Below are 14869 nucleotides of genomic sequence, written 5' to 3' on the forward strand. Positions count from 1 at the left end.
CGCATGGGCGCGCACATGGTTGCCATCAAGCGCCTGGTCGCCGCCAAGAAGATCCGCGGTATCTTCCCCAACTGATTATCCAGAGCAATTGCCTTTCATACATGGTTCCGGTGTTTTTCACACTTTCGCCGGAACCCCCTGCCCCTTATCAAGCGGGCGGTGCGATCTCTCCCGAGTCGCGCCGCCCGCTTTTTCTCCGTTTTTCCGGAAAATGACACCGCCCCGGAAATATTCAGAATTGTTTCTCGATCCGCACACCATTTTGTCACAAAGACCGGCGAAAATAGAAGCATCAACTGAAAAGGAGTGACGAAACGTGTGCAAACCAAACTTTCGGCACGAATACAAGCATTATATCAATTATGCCGATTATCTTTCCCTGCGCCAGCGGCTGCGGCAGGTTGCCGCCCGTGACCGCCACGCCGGGCCGAACGGCTCCTATACGGTGCACAGCCTCTATTTCGACAATCTTGACAACAAAGCGCTTCGTGAAAAACTGGATGGGGTCAACCACCGGGAGAAGTTCCGTATCCGGTATTATAACAGCGACACCTCCTTTCTGCGGCTCGAAAAGAAGAGCAAACACAACAGCCTGGGCTGTAAGCAGTCTGCCGTCATCACCCCGGAAGAGTGCGGACGCATTCTTTCCAGAGACATCGAATGGATGCAAAGCGACCGCCGCGAACTGGTGATGGAACTTTACCGCAAGATCCGCTGCCAGCTTCTGCGCCCCAAAACGCCCGTCGTCTACGATCGGGAAGCCTACCTTTATCCGGCCGGAAATGTGCGGATCACGGTTGACAGCCGGATCCGCATGGGGCTCTCCTGCGCGGATTTCCTTTTTCCGGACGCTCCCTGCATCCTCGCGAAAAGCCCGATGATCCTCGAGGTAAAATATGACGCTTTCCTGCCCGATCTCATCGGCAGCATCGTACAGGAACGCAGCCGTCAATCCTCCGCTTTCTCCAAGTACGCCGCCTGCCGCGCCGCCGGCGGTTACCTTTGAGCCTGTAAAAAAATAGAAAGGGGTCGATTTCCATGACCTTCAACGATATTTTTAAATCCAGTTTTCTTGAAAAAACCTCCTCTTTTTCGATCCTCGACATGTCATTGGCCTTGCTGCTTGCCTTCGCGCTCGGGCTTTTTATCTTCGCGGTCTACCGAAAGACCTTCAACGGCGTGATGTATTCCGCCTCGTTCGGCGTCTCGCTGATGGCCATGACCCTCATCACCACCCTCATCATCCTTGCGGTCACCTCAAACGTCATCCTTTCACTCGGTATGGTCGGTGCGCTGTCGATCGTGCGTTTCCGCACGGCCATCAAGGAACCTATGGATATCGCCTTCCTTTTCTGGTCGATTTCCGCGGGTATTGTCACCGGCGCGGGGCTTCTGCCGCTCGCGGTGCTCGGCTCGCTCTTCATCGGGCTTATCCTCGTGCTCTTTGTCAATAAAAAAAGTTCTGATAACCCCTATATTCTGGTGGTCAGCTGCGAAAATGATGAAGCGGAAGCCGAAGTCAATCGTTTTATCAATGAAGCGGTGAAAAAGTCCCTGCTCAAATCGAAAACCGTTTCGGCAGGCGGCATCGAACTGACTGTGGAAGTGCGTCTTCGCCAGATGGCCACCCATTTTGTCAATGAGCTGAGCGCTCTGCCCAATGTGACCAGCGCCGTACTCGTCAGTTACAATGGCGAGTACATGTCCTGATGGTGACGCAATGATGACCGAAAAACGGTTCTGGGTCCTGTCCGCGGCTGTGACGGCGCTGGCGGTTCTGCTGGTGCTGCTGATGTTTTTTGCGCCGCGGGAGATGACAGAGCGGCTTTCCACCGGCCAACCCGCCTATGTGGAAAAACTTTTCGGGCAGGATATCCTGACGATGGATATCCGGATGGACCCAAACGAATGGGAGGCGATGCTCGAAAACGCCCGCGCGGAAGAATATACGGCCTGCGATGTAACCGTGAACGGCACGCTTTATACTTCCGCGGCGATCCGTCCCAAAGGCAACACAAGCCTCACCGGTGTTTCAAACATGGATTCCGACCGGTACAGCTTCAAGATCAAATTTGACGAGTATGTTGATGGCCAGACCTGCCAGGGGCTTTCCAAACTGGTGCTCAACAATCTTTACGCAGACGCAACCTATATGAAGGAATTTCTCTCCTACGATCTGCTCGGCTGGATTGGGGTGCCTTCCCCTTGCTTCACCTACGCTGAGATCACCCTCAACGGCGAGCCCTTCGGCCTGTATCTGGCGCTCGAACCTCTGGAGGAGGAATTTGCCGAGCGCAGTTTTGGAAGCGATTACGGCGCGCTCTACAAGCCGGAGAGCGAAGGCGGGGGCAGCGGACTCGGCGGAAGCGGAAATGACCTTGTCTACACCGACAATGACCCCAACAGTTATTCCGCAATCTTCAAAAACGCCGTTTTTAAAACGCGTGAAGAAGATGAGATTCGCGTGATCGAAGCACTCGAACATCTTGACAAAGGCGAAGATTTGGCGCAGTATATTGATGTTGATGAAGTGCTTCGGTATTTTGCCGCGAACGTCTTCCTGGTCAATCTGGACAGCTACCTGAGCAACCTCAAGCATAACTATTACCTCTATGAGCAGGATGGGCGGCTTTCGATGCTTCCGTGGGACTACAATCTCTCGTTCGGCGCGCACCAGATCCATTCGGCATCGGACGCGGTCAATTTTCCCATCGACACCCCTTATTCCGGCACTTCGGCGGAGAAATCCCCGATCCTGGCCAAATTGCTCGAGGTGGAGGAATACCGGGGACTTTATCACCAGCATCTGAAAAAGATCGCCAACGAATACTTCCTGGGCGGCCGGTTCACCGATCAAATCAGCCGGATTGACAAGCTGATCGCCCCGTATGTGCAGACCGACGCAACCGCTTTCTACTCCTATACGGAATACCAAAAGGCGGCCGACACCCTCAAAGCTTACGGCCTTTTGCGCGCGCAGAGCGTATCGGGCCAGCTGGACGGATCGATCCCCTCCACCACCGAAGGCCAGCAGGCGGATTCTTCCGGTCTTGTGGACGCTTCGGCCATCACGCTGTCCGATATGGGCCAGATGAATATGGGCGGCAGGGGCGGCGCACAGAATCCAGACTGGCGCGGGGAAGCAAAAAAGCCTTCCGATGCGCAGCCGCCATCCCCCGATGAAACCGCGGACAGGCAAGCTCCGCCGGATGGCGGCGCGGCAGGCTTGGAGTTTCCGGGCATGCCGCCCAAAAGTATGCCGGAAGGCGTCATGGGCGGGCAAAGCGGTAAAAACGGCGTTCTGCCGGACTTTTCCGCAGCGGATGCGCGGGCGTTCGCAGATAAGGGCGGTGTCCGCCGGATGGAAGAAGGCCCGCAGAATGGCTGGCCGCCGGACGGCGGAGGCTTTCCCGGCGATCCGGAAGCATCGCGCGGACAGCCTGAAGCTGCCCTTTCCCGGGAAACGCTCATACAGGCAGGCCTCTGCCTGGGCATTCTGCTCATCGGTCTCTGTTTTGTCTCATGCTTCCGGCGCAGGAAACTGGGCCGGCTGAATTAAACCTTTGGAAAACTGGAGGAAAACACCCATGTGGAAAAAGCTTGTTTCATGCACCTGCGCGCTGATGTGCGCCTGCCTGATTCCGACGGTATCCTTTGCCGCGGACGGCACGCCGGTCCTGTCCGGTGAAAGCGAAGCTTGCGCGCTCACAAAGATCTATTACTACCAGCCGCTTTCTGACGGAGGCAGCGGGAACTATTCGATCCGCAGCGATTCGGTCTATTGCACCGTGACCGAACGGATCACCGATGACGGAGGGGACTGCTACCGCGTGGCGGACAGCACCCCGCTTTCAGACACTTCGCTTTTCCGCCGCAAGAGTGAAATCAACATCGGCGCAAACTATGTCCGGCAGATCTCCGCAACCGACCGCGAAAACGAAAATGCCACCGGCAGCAATTTCTGCTTGAAGCTCACAAAGGATTATTCCGGGCAGGACACGGTTATCGAGTTTCAGAACACCTATACCGCGCTGCAGGATGCAACGCTGCAGGTCTATTCCGCCGCCAATCCCAAAGACCTGCGGGAGATGACCATCCGCAAAGGCGCACAGTTTACGGCAGTCAGCCGGATTTCCCTCAACGACCGCACCACATCGGTCAGCAACTACCCGGTGGAAACGCTCAAGGACGCCCGCGGCACAAAATAATAAAACAGACAAAAGGAGCTTCCCGATCCGTGGGAAGCTCCTTTTTTTACTTGACCGCGCGCCGCCGCGGCCCTACAATAGGGTCAGAACCTTTTATGGAGGCGCCGATATGAAAAATTCCACCTTGTGTTATATCGAACGGGACGGCCAATACCTGATGCTGCACCGCGTGAAGAAAGAAAACGATGAGAACCACGATAAATGGATCGGCATCGGCGGGAAATTTGAGGATGGGGAAAGCCCCGAGGATTGCGTCCTGCGCGAGGTGAAGGAGGAAACCGGCCTCACCCTGTCCGCGTGGGAATACCGCGGCATCGTGACCTTTGTTTCCGACCGCTACGAAACCGAATATATGCACCTGTTCACGTCCGGCGCCTTCACAGGGGAGCTCATCACCTGCGACGAAGGGGAGCTCGCCTGGATTGCAAAGGAAAGGCTGGCCGAGCTCCCTCTTTGGGAAGGCGACAAAATCTTCCTGCGGCTCATCTCCGGGCCAGGGCCGTTCTTTTCTTTAAAGCTCGTCTATGAAGGGGATCGGCTGCTTTCCGCCACGCTCAATGGAAAGCCCATCTGAACAGCGCGCTCACCCCTGCATTTTCGCCTGGTATGCCGCCTCGAGCGCCTCGATACGCACGTCAATTTCCTCCTTTGAGACCTTGTCCCACAGGCTTTCATCCGGCTCTGTGGAGGCCAGCTCGCCTTCCAGCACAAACGGCGCGGATTCCGTGAGCCTCTCCCCGGCAAAATACCAGCCATATTCGGAAGTCTCGGCTGCTTCCCGCGTTTCAAAGGTATCCATCGTTTCATCGTTGCAAAGCACAGCAACCTCTGTTGAGGACGTTTGCCGGTCCTGGGAAAAGCATTCGGTCCAGCGCTGCTCCCATACTGTAAACTCACCGTCTTGGCCGTATTGGAAGCTGAGGCGGATTTCGTAATTTTCGAATCCGTGCCCGCCGGCGCCTTCCATCCCAAGGAGCGTTTCACCGGCCGCCCCGGTGAACAGGAAGAATTCGTTCGGGCCGTTTGCCGTTTCATAGCCGCCGAGAATTTCCGAGCAGTCACCGGAAAGGCCCAACACCGTATGGCTGCCGCCCCAGTTGCCCATACTTTCCACCACCAGTTCGGGCATACCGTCAAGATTGTAATCCGCCAGTCCGAGCTCATACTGCATCAGCGGGAACTGCCCGCTGTTGAGAAACGCAAAGGCCGCCGCGGACGCGCGTGCAAAAGGATCTGTGATGCCGCGCAGATCGGCGGTCATGCCGTCGGGAGCCGCCGCGCCGGCCTCCCCTGGCGGCTCTGGATCGATGCTGTCCGGCTGTGAAACTTCCAGGTCCGCCGATTTCAAGCCGCTCGCTGCGCTTTGCACCTGCACATAGGTTTCGGGAGGCCTGGTTTTCACGCTGCAGCCGAATGAAACCAGCGCCGCCAGCAGCGCCAAAAATCCCGCGATCCACCTTTTTCCCATGACGGGTCCTCCTCATCCAGTTCTTTTTCGTTCAATCAGTGCCGGTTTGAAACGGTTTTCATGCACGATAAAAAACAGGACTCATTTTTATCCAAAAATGAGTCCTGTTTCGTGGAGGCGCCACCCGGAATCGGACCGGGGAATGGGAGTTTTGCAGACTCCTGCCTTACCGCTTGGCTATGGCGCCAGATTCCATATACTATAGTATATGGAAAAAGAGACATTGTGATACACAATCGCCTCTTTTTGTTGGAGCGGGTTACGAGGTTCGAACTCGCTACCTCCACCTTGGCAAGGTGGCGCTCTACCAAATGAGCTAAACCCGCGAATGGTGCCTTCGGTCGGAATCGAACCAACGACACGAGGATTTTCAGTCCTCTGCTCTACCAACTGAGCTACAAAGGCACATCCCAAAAAGGGAAAATGGCGACCCGGATGGAATAGGCTCTACCCGCGGTCTAAAAACATGCCCCCGGCATGTTTTTGCTGCTTTCGCAGCCGACCTGTCCTCGCCCCATTCGGGTCGAAAACAGTGGAAGCACCTGCGGTGCAAAGAAAATGGCGACCCGGATGGGGCTCGAACCCACGACCTCTAGCGTGACAGGCTAGCGTTCTAACCAACTGAACTCCCGGGCCATAAAACATCTGAAACGGCTGGTGGGAACTACAGGGCTCGAACCTGTGACCCCCTGCTTGTAAGGCAGGTGCTCTCCCAGCTGAGCTAAGCTCCCGTACGTCTTTCCGAACAGTGCGTTATTTATTATAAATGCTGGGGGCATATTTGTCAATAGTGTTTTGCATCTTTTGTAAAATTCTGCCCCAATTTTTCCATATATGGGGGATGAGTTCAAGCCCCATCCCCCATATTCAGCTCAGTCTCCGAAAGAAATCCCCAAATTGCGTGCGGTGGCAACCATTTGATTATCAACCGGCACCAGTTTGGTTTTGCCCGCTACCTCCTCCAGAGGGTTATGCATCACCATATTGTGCTGTTCGGCAACCGTTACGCCAAAAATTCCGTCAGCCACCAACCCCGCCGCATAGACGCCGAATTGGGAGGCCAGCACCCGGTCGTAGGCGCTCGGCGCTCCGCCGCGTATGAAATGTCCCGGAACCACCATCCGGGTCTCAAAACCCGCTTGTGCTTCGATGGTGCGGGCAATCCGGTTGGAGGCGGTCACCTCCCCCGCCGCCGCGCGGCGTTCGGCCCGTTCCTTCTTTTTCAGTTTCGCCTCTTCCACATCAAACGCGCCTTCCGCTACCGCCAGGATCGAGAACCCGCGTCCCCGCTCCGCGCGGCGCTCAACCGCCTTGATGACCTTGTTGATGTCATAGGGGATCTCCGGGATCAGGATCACATCCGCGCCGCCCGCGATCCCGGTATAAAGGGTCAGCCAGCCCGCCTTGTTGCCCATCAGCTCAATGACCATCACCCGTTTGTGGCTGCTCGCGGTCGTGTGCACCCGGTCGACCACCTCGGTGCCCAGATCGACCGCTGTATGGAAGCCGAAGGTCACATCGGTGCCCCAGATGTCGTTGTCGATTGTTTTGGGCAAGCCGATCACATTGAGCCCTTCCAGATGCAGAAGATTCGCCGTCTTGTGTGTGCCGTTGCCGCCCAGCGTCAGAAGGCAGTCAAGCTTCATCTTTTTATAGTTGCCCTTCATCCGGGCAACCTTGTCCACATCATCTTCGACAACCTTCATCATCTTGTAAGGCGTGCGTGCGGTGCCCAGGATCGTGCCGCCCTGCGTCAAAATCCCGGAAAAATCCGACTGCTTCATCTCATGATATTCGCCCTCGATCAGCCCCTTGAAACCGTCCACGATCCCCACAATCTCCACATCGTCCAGCTTCTGATAAAGCGCCTTGGCAACGCCCCGGATCGTTGCATTCAATCCGGGGCAGTCCCCGCCCGCCGTCAAAATACCCACTCTCATTGCCACTTTGTTATTCCTCCTTGTATTACGCCCTGTTCCAGGAAAGCCAGAAAAGCAGCCCGTATTCCGCCACGGTAATGAGCGGGATACCCCAGACGAAATACCAGTGTTTCGTCTTGTGACGGAACAGATACATCCCCGCCCATACGCCAGGGCCACCCCCCAAAAGCGCCGCGGTAAAAAAGGTTTTCTCCGCGACCCGCCAGGCATGATGTTTTGCTTTCCATTTATCGATCCCCACTAAGATCAGGACGGCCACGTTTACGATTGCCAGATAATAAAACAAATATGTCTGCATAGTGTTCCCTTTCTTTGTCTTTTTATCTGCATTCATTATAGCACCAGGTTTTTTCAATTACTATCCTTTTTTATGGACGCAAAAAGGAAGCGGCCAGCTGGGGCCGCTTCCCTGGATTTCAAAAACGTCTTTCAATAACGGTTGTCGAAGATGCGGGTGGACTTCTTTTCGCTGCGCGGCAGATCACCGACGCCCACCGGCTTCGGAACAATTGTGATGCCGATCTTCACTTTAAAAGTATCGCGCAAAAGGTCTGCAAACGACGCGCGGTCTACGCCGGTTTCGGTTTCCACAAACAGGGTCATGATGTCCTTGCCGTTCAAGTGGTCGATCATCACCTGGTACTCGCTCGACGCGCCCGGAATATCGCGCAGAAGTTCGTCGATCTGGCTGGGGAAGATATTGACCCCTTTGACCTTGACCATATCGTCGGTGCGGCCGACCAGCGTATCGATGCGCGGATAGTCAAGTCCGCATTTGCAGTCGCCCGGCAGGAAGCGGGTGAGGTCGTGGGTGCGGTAACGGATGAGCGGCGCGCCCTCCTTTTTGAGGGTGGTGATGACCAGTTCGCCAACCTGTCCATCTGGAACGACTTCGCCGGTCTTGGGGTCGATGATCTCAAAATAAAGGTAATCGTCCCAGTAGTGCATCCCGCATTCGTAATCGCAGCTCATGCCGATGCCCGGGCCATAGACCTCGGTCAGGCCGTAGATGTCGTAGAGCTGCACGCCCAGCTCGGACGCAATCCGTTTGCGCATCTTTTCGCCCCAGCGCTCGGACCCGATGATCCCCTTCTTCAGATGAATCTGATCCGCAATCCCGCGCCGGGCAATCTCCTCAGCCAGCAGCAGCGCATAGGAGGAGGTCGCGGTCAGAACCGTGGACTTTAAGTCCACCATCATCCGCAGCTGCTTGTCGGTATTGCCCGGTCCCATCGGCACGACCATCGCGCCCAGAAGCTCCGCGCCCGCCTGAAAACCGATTCCCGCCGTCCAGAGTCCATATCCCGGCGTGATCTGGATGCGGTCGAGACGGGTCACGCCAGCCGTCTCATAGCAGCGCTTAAACATGATTGCCCAGTCTTCGACATCCTTCCGGGTATATGGGATAATGACCGGGGTTCCCGTCGTGCCGGAAGAGGAATGGATGCGCACGATCTCCTCATCCGGGACCGCCTGCAATCCGAGCGGATACGCTTCGCGCAGGTCGCCCTTCCAGGTAAACGGGAGCTTCTCAAAATCTTCCTGCGACTGGATGGCGTCGATATCGACCCCCTCCAGCTTGTTTTTATAAAAGCCCTCCTGGCCGGTCAGCTTTTTGAGCTGCGCCTTGATCAGGTCGAACTGCTGCTGCTTCATCTTCATAACAAACAACTCCTGTCATATTAAAAACTGCTGGATAAAAACAAAAACACCTGTCCTTTTGCAAGGACAGGTGTAAAACCTGCGGTACCACCTTGATTGATGTCAGAGACATCCACCTCATCAGAACGCCAACACGCTCCTCGCCCTGTAACGTGGGCCAACGTCGCGGGATACTCAGGTTTGAACCTTTTCATCGCGCCCTCGGGAGTCCATTTGTCCGCCCCGCGTTCCGTCCGGGCTCTCAGCATTCCCGGCTCTCTGTGCGTGCGCCTGCGGTTTTATCTCTCCGTCAACGGTTTTGTTTTCTCTATTAAAGCACCAACTTTGCCGGTTGTCAAGAGGTAAAATGCAGATTGCGCCCTGCGAGCGTCCCGCTTTTGCGCCTGTCGGCGCGGGGTTGCTCCGCAGGGGCAGTTTCTTGTGCGCACAAGAAACCGCCAAAAGAATGCGCGCAAGGGGACTAGCCATCCCCTTGCGAAACCCCGGCAGATGCCTTGTCAAGTCCCGCTCCGCAAGCGCACCCCACAGGCAGTCAGCTCAAGGCTGAATCCGACGTTTCATGCCCCCTGCGCCGCAAAGGTGCAAGCAGCGTGGTGCGCGGCATGGATTTCCCGTTCATTTTGCGGGCACCGCCCGCGCGCCGAGCGAAAGCGCCTTACGGTTTAATTCCAGGTATTTTGCGGGCACGCGCGCCTCGACCGTCTTTTGCATCTCATCCATCGTCACACCCAGCTTTCCGGAGGCGACAGCCGCGCCGAGCAGCGCGACGTTCAGCACCTTTGGCGAGCCGCACGCGGCGCAGATCGCCTCCCCGTCGACCAGGATGACGTCCGGAACATTTTCCCTGAGGTAGTCGAGCATTACGGCCCCGTCGTATGCCGCGCCGCCGAGCGACGCTGTCACCGGCATGATCGCCTTTTGCGCGGCGATGACCGTGCCGCCATTTTTTAGATACGGCAGACAGCGCACCGCTTCGCCCGGTTCAAACCCGATGAGCAGGTCCGCCGTGCCGAGCGGGATGAGCGGGGAATATACTTCCTCCCCGACGCGCACATGGCTCACGACACAACCGCCGCGCTGCGCCATGCCGATCGTCTCGGCGGTGCGTGCAAAAAAGCCTTTGTCCATCGCGGCCTGGGCAATCAGGCGGGAGGCGAGCACCGTCCCCTGTCCGCCCACGCCGGCAAGCAATACATTCAGCTCCATCATCTTGCACCTCCCACAGCGATCGCGCCGGCCGGGCAGACCTGCGCGCAAATGGTACAGCCGTAGCACATCGACGGCTCAATCACCGCTTTGCCGTTCTCCATTGAGATTGCCGGGCAGCCGAGCTCCCGGATACATTTTTTGCACCCGATGCAGCGGCCTGCGTCCACCGTATGTAAAGTCAGAGGCTTTGTCACCGCGATACAGGGCGATTCAAAGATGACTGCCGACACCCCATCCACTGCGGCTGCTTCCCTTACGGCCTTCACCGCCGCGTCGAGATCGAGCGGGTTCACCCGTGTGACAGACTTCACGCCGATTGTCCCGAGCACCTTCGCGATGCTCACCTTTTCCACCACGTTGCCCATCATTGTGCGCCCGGTGCCCGGGTGCGGCTGATGTCCGGTCATCGCGGTGGTCGAATTGTCAAGTACAATCAGGACGATATTTGTTTCATTATACACAGCGTTGATAACGCCGGTGATTCCAGAGGCAAAGAAGGTCGAATCCCCGATAAAAGCAAAATTGACCGTATCCGGTTCGGCGCGGTGCAGTCCCTGGGCGATGGTCACGTCCGCGCCCATGCACAGGCAGGTGTCCACCATATCGAGCGGCATGGCGTTTCCAAGCGTATAGCAGCCGATATCGCCGGAGAATACTGCTTTCCTGCCCTTCATCGCCTGCTTGACCGCATAGAACGAAGCCCGGTGCGGACAGCCCGCGCAGAGCACCGGCGGGCGCACTGGCAGCGGAGGCGTTTTGCGCGGCTGCTGCGCCGGAAGTGGGATTCCAAGATAAGCAGCAAGCGAAATTTTTGCCAGTTCTGTGGAAAGCTCGCCCGCATTCGGCGCATCGCCGGTCAGCTTGCCGCGGATTTTCACATTGAGATGGTGCTTGCCGCATAGATAGATCAGTTCCCGTTCGATGACCGGATCAAGCTCCTCCAGCACCAGCACCTCGTCAAGCCCCGACAGGAATTCGAGCGCCAGCCGTTCCGGGAACGGATATGGGGTGGCCACCCGCAAAAGCTTCGGGTCAATTCCGAGAAGCTTTGCGGCCTCACGGGTATAGCTGTAGCTCACGCCGCCCGCGGCCACCCCTTTCCGACCGCTCCCCGTGACCGTGTTGTAGCGGTAGTCGGAAAATTCATCGCAGAGCGCGGCGTTGCGCGCCTCAATCTTTTTATGGTTCTCGAACGCAAGCCGCGGGAAGATCACCCAGCGCGGGTCCTTTACAAAGCCTTCCGGATTCACACCGCGGCGCTGTTCCTCCACTTCGACCGCGGCACAGCCATGACAGACGCGGGTAGTTGGGCGGAACAGCACCGGTGTGCCCAGCCGCTCGGAAAGCTCGAACGCGTCTGCAATCATCAGGTAGGCTTCTTCCGGCGAGGCCGGGTCGAACACAGGCAGCTTTGAAAACTGCGCGAAGTGGCGGGTATCCTGTTCGGTCTGCGACGAGATCGGTCCCGGGTCGTCCGCAACCAGCACAACCATACCGCCCTTAACCCCGACATAAGCAAGGCTCATCAGCGGGTCGGACGCGACATTCAGCCCGACCTGTTTCATGGTGACCATCGTGCGCACGCCCGCGTAAGCCGCGCCCGCCGCGACTTCCATCGCAGCTTTTTCGTTGACCGACCATTCGACATAGATCCCATCCGGTTTATATTTGGCGACCGTCTCGAGCGTTTCGGTCGATGGAGTGCCGGGATAGCCCGCCACCAGGCCGACCCCCGCACGGATCGCCCCCAGGGCAATCGCTTCGTTGCCCATCAGTAGTTTTTTCACTGGATCGTCCTCCCCGATTCATTATATGGATGATATTATACTCCTTTTTACAGTTGTTTGCAAAGGACTGGCACAAAATCCCCGCAAAACAATATATATAAATAGTACCGGGTAACCCATACCCGGTACTATTATTTTGCCGGGCAACGCACGCACCGGCAGAGGAGGTCCCTTATGCTGTCAATGTTTGTCTGCCTGTGCAATCTCATCTATTTCGCCCTGCACGTCACCGGCTCCGGTTCCTTTCCGCGTCCGCTCACCGCAAAAGAGGAGCGCGAATGTCTCGAGGCGATTGCCGCGGGCGATCCCGATGCGAAGGCAAAACTCATCGAACACAATCTGCGGCTGGTCGCACATATTATTAATAACGATTGATGCGGAAGGAGGAATTTTCCCGGTCAAAAACGGCCCTATAAGGACCGCCGAATTTCAGATAGATATCCAGATATACTTCTTCGCGGGTAGATCCTTTTTTGACCACCATGTGGTCTAAAATGGTGGTCACCAGTTCGGAATTGATGCCATTGGCGAATGATAACTCCTGTTCGAGGACGGTTTTGATTTTATCCAGCTGCTCCACGGAGCTCTTGCTCTTTTGCTCCTCAGTTTTTATGTGCTCCAGCCGTTCCCCCAGCTCTCGAATTTGCTCATTGAAGCCGTCGTTGCGGCGCTTGAACTCCTCGATGGAAATTGCCTCCGCCATGCTCATTTCCAGCAGACGGTCTTTTTTTGCGTTGATCGCGGACAGGTCTTCCTCAATGCGCAGTACATCCCGGCCATAGTCGTGCTCATCAGGAACCGATTTGATCACCTTCACCACCGCGTCCACAATGGCTTGCTTGTTTTGGGCCAGTTGGTCAAAGATTTGAGCCATGATCTGATCCAGCGCGGCGGTGCGCAGCTGGGGCGCGGAGCAGGCCGCCCGGCCCCGGTTGCGGTAGACCCGGCACTGCCAGACCTCCTTTTCCCCCCTGGCGCTTTTGAGCACCTGCCGGTGGAAGCTGGTTCCGTGCTCCTCACAAATGATCTTGCCGCTGTAGGGGTAGCGGTTGTGGAATTCGGCCGCGCTCTGGTGGGCCATCATCTGCTGGCTGCGCCGCTTATAGAGGGCGTTGGCCCGGTCCCACAGCTCCTCCGATACGATGGCTGGAACGGCCGAGTCGGGGTACATCACCCACTCGCTCTCATCCAAAAAGATCTTGCGCTTGCTGCGGTAGTCCACCGTCTGGGACTTGTTGGCGCAGTACCAGCCCTTGTATTTGGGATTTTGCAGGATGTTGCGGATGGTCAGCACATTGAAGGGGTTGCCCTTGCGGCTGGTGAAACCCTCATCGAATAATGTCTGTGAGATGCGCCGTATCCCCATCTGCTGGTTGGCGTAGAGATCGAAGATGCGGCGGACCACTTGTGCTTCCCCCTCATTGATGGTCAGCGCACAGTCCTTTTTGTCATAGCCCCACAATCTGTCGTTACCCAGCACGTGGCCGTTTTTGATAGCCTGCCGGAATCCGAATTTGAGCCGCTCGGAGAGTTTTCGCACCTCATCCTGGGCCACGCCGGCCATGACTACCAGCCGGAATTCGCTGTCCGAGTCGAGGGTATTGATATTGTCGTTCTGGAACAGCACCCCGACGCCGTGCTCCAGCAGTTCCTGCGTATACCGGATGCTGTCCAGGGTGGAACGGGAAAAGCGGGATATCTCCTTCGTGATGATAAAGTCAAAGCGCCCCGCTTTGGCATCCGCGATCATCCGATTAAAGCTGTCCCGCCTTTTGGTACTCGTCCCGCTGATCCCCTCGTCAATATATCCCTCAACGTAGGTCCAGTTTGGCTTCGACTGAATCAGTTCGGTGTAATACTGCACCTGGTTTTCCAGGCTGTTCAATTGTTCGTCCCTGTCGGTGGAAACTCTTGCGTAAAAGGTCACCCGCAATGGGAGGTCGAAAACCGGCCTTCCCAGCCGCATCTCACCGCGCGCCCTGCGTATATCCATCCCCGCCGGCCTCCTTTTCCTGGCGCACAGGCCCCAGCAGCTCCGGCAGGCCTTTTCCGGAATACAAACCGTCCTCGGCGTTTAGATAGGTCGTTTTTGAGATCAGGCCGAGCGAATGGATCTTCCCCAGCAGGACGCTCATGAGTTCGCGCTGTACGCTTTCCAAAATTCATCACCTCTTTTCATGGATATGCGTGGGACAGGGACAAAAATGCCGGACGGCTGAAACCGTCCGGCACACGGGGGCTATGGGATCCGACTGAAATCAGTAGTATTTTTCGACCTCACGGAACGCTTTGTCAAAGACCTCCTTGTCTTTGATATTATACTTAAGCCAGATCACATTCCGGAGCGCTTTTTTGACCTCCTGCTTCCCGGTGAGCGTCTCCTGCCAGCCGTCAAACCGCACCGTTTTCACAAAGCTGTCGATATCGGCTGCAATATGATCCACGGCGACCGGCGTACCGCGGGCCTTCAGCCCCTCGAACAGCTGCGCCAGTGACCGCCGTCCCCGACCAGGATCTTCCCTGGGGGCCTCTTTCTTTTCAATATGCGTATCATTGTCCAAACTCAAGCTCATATCTTCCGCAATGATTGGGAGC

The 14869-nt window shown here is 56.6% G+C and carries 16 protein-coding genes and 5 tRNA genes; 7 read left to right on the plus strand and 14 right to left on the minus strand.

All coding sequences use genetic code 11. The annotated features are described in order from the left end of the window. From DWV16_RS19435 to DWV16_RS18040, 6 genes are all read left to right on the plus strand, one after another. On the plus strand, positions 1 to 310 hold a 310-nt coding region (locus DWV16_RS19435), incomplete at its 5' end, for a hypothetical protein (protein ID WP_207661954.1). Between the two features lie 6 nt (positions 311 to 316). Then, entirely contained in the window at positions 317 to 1006 is a 690-nt protein-coding gene (locus DWV16_RS18020; RefSeq protein WP_118480825.1) for a polyphosphate polymerase domain-containing protein, read from the plus strand. Between the two features lie 32 nt (positions 1007 to 1038). Continuing rightward, entirely contained in the window at positions 1039 to 1710 is a 672-nt protein-coding gene (locus DWV16_RS18025; RefSeq protein WP_118480827.1) for a DUF4956 domain-containing protein, read from the plus strand. Between the two features lie 10 nt (positions 1711 to 1720). Next, positions 1721 to 3559 (plus strand): CotH kinase family protein, encoded by a 1839-nt coding sequence (locus DWV16_RS18030; RefSeq protein ID WP_158572976.1) that lies wholly within the window; start codon positions 1721 to 1723, stop codon positions 3557 to 3559. A 28-nt stretch (positions 3560 to 3587) separates the two neighbouring features. Next, the gene (locus DWV16_RS18035; RefSeq protein ID WP_066457756.1) at positions 3588 to 4208 is read left to right on the plus strand and encodes a hypothetical protein; all 621 of its coding nucleotides are present in this window, start codon (positions 3588 to 3590) and stop codon (positions 4206 to 4208) included. Between the two features lie 109 nt (positions 4209 to 4317). Beyond that, positions 4318 to 4782 carry an 8-oxo-dGTP diphosphatase gene (locus DWV16_RS18040; protein WP_066457753.1) on the plus strand — a complete coding sequence of 155 codons (465 nt, stop codon included), beginning with the start codon at positions 4318 to 4320 and terminating at the stop codon, positions 4780 to 4782. A gap of 9 nt (positions 4783 to 4791) precedes the next feature. Here DWV16_RS18040 and DWV16_RS18045 read toward each other — a convergent pair whose 3' ends face one another. The 11 genes from DWV16_RS18045 to iorA all read right to left on the minus strand — a co-directional run bounded on the left by DWV16_RS18045 (position 4792) and on the right by iorA (position 12259). Next, the gene (locus tag DWV16_RS18045) at positions 4792 to 5676 is read right to left on the minus strand and encodes a hypothetical protein (RefSeq protein WP_118480831.1); all 885 of its coding nucleotides are present in this window, start codon (positions 5674 to 5676) and stop codon (positions 4792 to 4794) included. 112 nt (positions 5677 to 5788) lie between these two features. Next, positions 5789 to 5863 (minus strand) — tRNA-Cys (locus DWV16_RS18050). A gap of 63 nt (positions 5864 to 5926) precedes the next feature. After that, positions 5927 to 6002 (minus strand) — tRNA-Gly (locus tag DWV16_RS18055). Between the two features lie 3 nt (positions 6003 to 6005). After that, positions 6006 to 6081 (minus strand) — tRNA-Phe (locus DWV16_RS18060). Between the two features lie 154 nt (positions 6082 to 6235). Beyond that, a tRNA-Asp gene (locus DWV16_RS18065) sits at positions 6236 to 6312 on the minus strand. 19 nt (positions 6313 to 6331) lie between these two features. Next, positions 6332 to 6407 (minus strand) — tRNA-Val (locus tag DWV16_RS18070). A gap of 141 nt (positions 6408 to 6548) precedes the next feature. After that, a complete protein-coding gene (locus tag DWV16_RS18075; protein WP_187116812.1) occupies positions 6549 to 7622 on the minus strand; it encodes a 6-phosphofructokinase in 1074 nt (357 codons plus the stop codon). Positions 7623 to 7641: 19 nt separating this feature from the next. Beyond that, on the minus strand, positions 7642 to 7914 hold the full coding sequence (locus DWV16_RS18080) for a DUF1294 domain-containing protein (protein ID WP_118480837.1): 273 nt from the start codon (positions 7912 to 7914) through the stop codon (positions 7642 to 7644). Between the two features lie 131 nt (positions 7915 to 8045). Further along, the gene (locus DWV16_RS18085; RefSeq protein WP_066457746.1) at positions 8046 to 9278 is read right to left on the minus strand and encodes a phenylacetate--CoA ligase family protein; all 1233 of its coding nucleotides are present in this window, start codon (positions 9276 to 9278) and stop codon (positions 8046 to 8048) included. Positions 9279 to 9893: 615 nt separating this feature from the next. Further along, on the minus strand, positions 9894 to 10484 hold the full coding sequence (locus tag DWV16_RS18090) for an indolepyruvate oxidoreductase subunit beta (protein WP_118480839.1): 591 nt from the start codon (positions 10482 to 10484) through the stop codon (positions 9894 to 9896). Then, positions 10484 to 12259 (minus strand): indolepyruvate ferredoxin oxidoreductase subunit alpha, encoded by a 1776-nt coding sequence (gene iorA / locus DWV16_RS18095; protein WP_118480841.1) that lies wholly within the window; start codon positions 12257 to 12259, stop codon positions 10484 to 10486. Before iorA ends, DWV16_RS18090 begins: the two co-directional genes overlap by 1 nt. Positions 12260 to 12448: 189 nt before the next feature. On the opposite strand from iorA, the gene DWV16_RS18100 reads away from it, so the two are divergent. Beyond that, entirely contained in the window at positions 12449 to 12649 is a 201-nt protein-coding gene (locus tag DWV16_RS18100; RefSeq protein WP_066457743.1) for a sporulation sigma factor SigK, read from the plus strand. On the opposite strand, the gene DWV16_RS18105 is transcribed toward DWV16_RS18100, so the two are convergent. The 3 genes from DWV16_RS18105 to DWV16_RS18115 all read right to left on the minus strand — a co-directional run. Next, positions 12636 to 14267 (minus strand): recombinase family protein, encoded by a 1632-nt coding sequence (locus DWV16_RS18105; protein WP_118480833.1) that lies wholly within the window; start codon positions 14265 to 14267, stop codon positions 12636 to 12638. The genes DWV16_RS18100 and DWV16_RS18105 overlap by 14 nt on opposite strands. Next, a complete protein-coding gene (locus DWV16_RS18110; protein ID WP_066457737.1) occupies positions 14242 to 14433 on the minus strand; it encodes a hypothetical protein in 192 nt (63 codons plus the stop codon). Before DWV16_RS18110 ends, DWV16_RS18105 begins: the two co-directional genes overlap by 26 nt. Positions 14434 to 14532: 99 nt before the next feature. Further along, positions 14533 to 14869, minus strand: a 337-nt coding sequence (locus DWV16_RS18115) for a hypothetical protein (protein WP_255420086.1), incomplete at its 5' end; no start/stop codon positions are given.

Source organism: Anaerotruncus sp. AF02-27, from assembly GCF_003465835.1.
Lineage (GTDB): Bacteria > Bacillota > Clostridia > Oscillospirales > Ruminococcaceae > Anaerotruncus > Anaerotruncus rubiinfantis.

Coding starts and splice junctions, on each gene's coding strand:
- DWV16_RS18105 (WP_118480833.1), bottom strand. CDS start 14,267: ATGGATATACGCAGGGCGCGCGGTGAGATGCGGCTGGGAAGGCCGGTT.
- DWV16_RS18040 (WP_066457753.1), top strand. CDS start 4,318: ATGAAAAATTCCACCTTGTGTTATATCGAACGGGACGGCCAATACCTG.
- DWV16_RS18100 (WP_066457743.1), top strand. CDS start 12,449: ATGCTGTCAATGTTTGTCTGCCTGTGCAATCTCATCTATTTCGCCCTG.
- DWV16_RS18025 (WP_118480827.1), top strand. CDS start 1,039: ATGACCTTCAACGATATTTTTAAATCCAGTTTTCTTGAAAAAACCTCC.
- DWV16_RS18090 (WP_118480839.1), bottom strand. CDS start 10,484: ATGGAGCTGAATGTATTGCTTGCCGGCGTGGGCGGACAGGGGACGGTG.
- DWV16_RS18030 (WP_158572976.1), top strand. CDS start 1,721: ATGATGACCGAAAAACGGTTCTGGGTCCTGTCCGCGGCTGTGACGGCG.
- DWV16_RS18085 (WP_066457746.1), bottom strand. CDS start 9,278: ATGAAGATGAAGCAGCAGCAGTTCGACCTGATCAAGGCGCAGCTCAAA.
- iorA (WP_118480841.1), bottom strand. CDS start 12,259: ATGGGCAACGAAGCGATTGCCCTGGGGGCGATCCGTGCGGGGGTCGGC.
- DWV16_RS18045 (WP_118480831.1), bottom strand. CDS start 5,676: ATGGGAAAAAGGTGGATCGCGGGATTTTTGGCGCTGCTGGCGGCGCTG.
- DWV16_RS18080 (WP_118480837.1), bottom strand. CDS start 7,914: ATGCAGACATATTTGTTTTATTATCTGGCAATCGTAAACGTGGCCGTC.
- DWV16_RS18035 (WP_066457756.1), top strand. CDS start 3,588: ATGTGGAAAAAGCTTGTTTCATGCACCTGCGCGCTGATGTGCGCCTGC.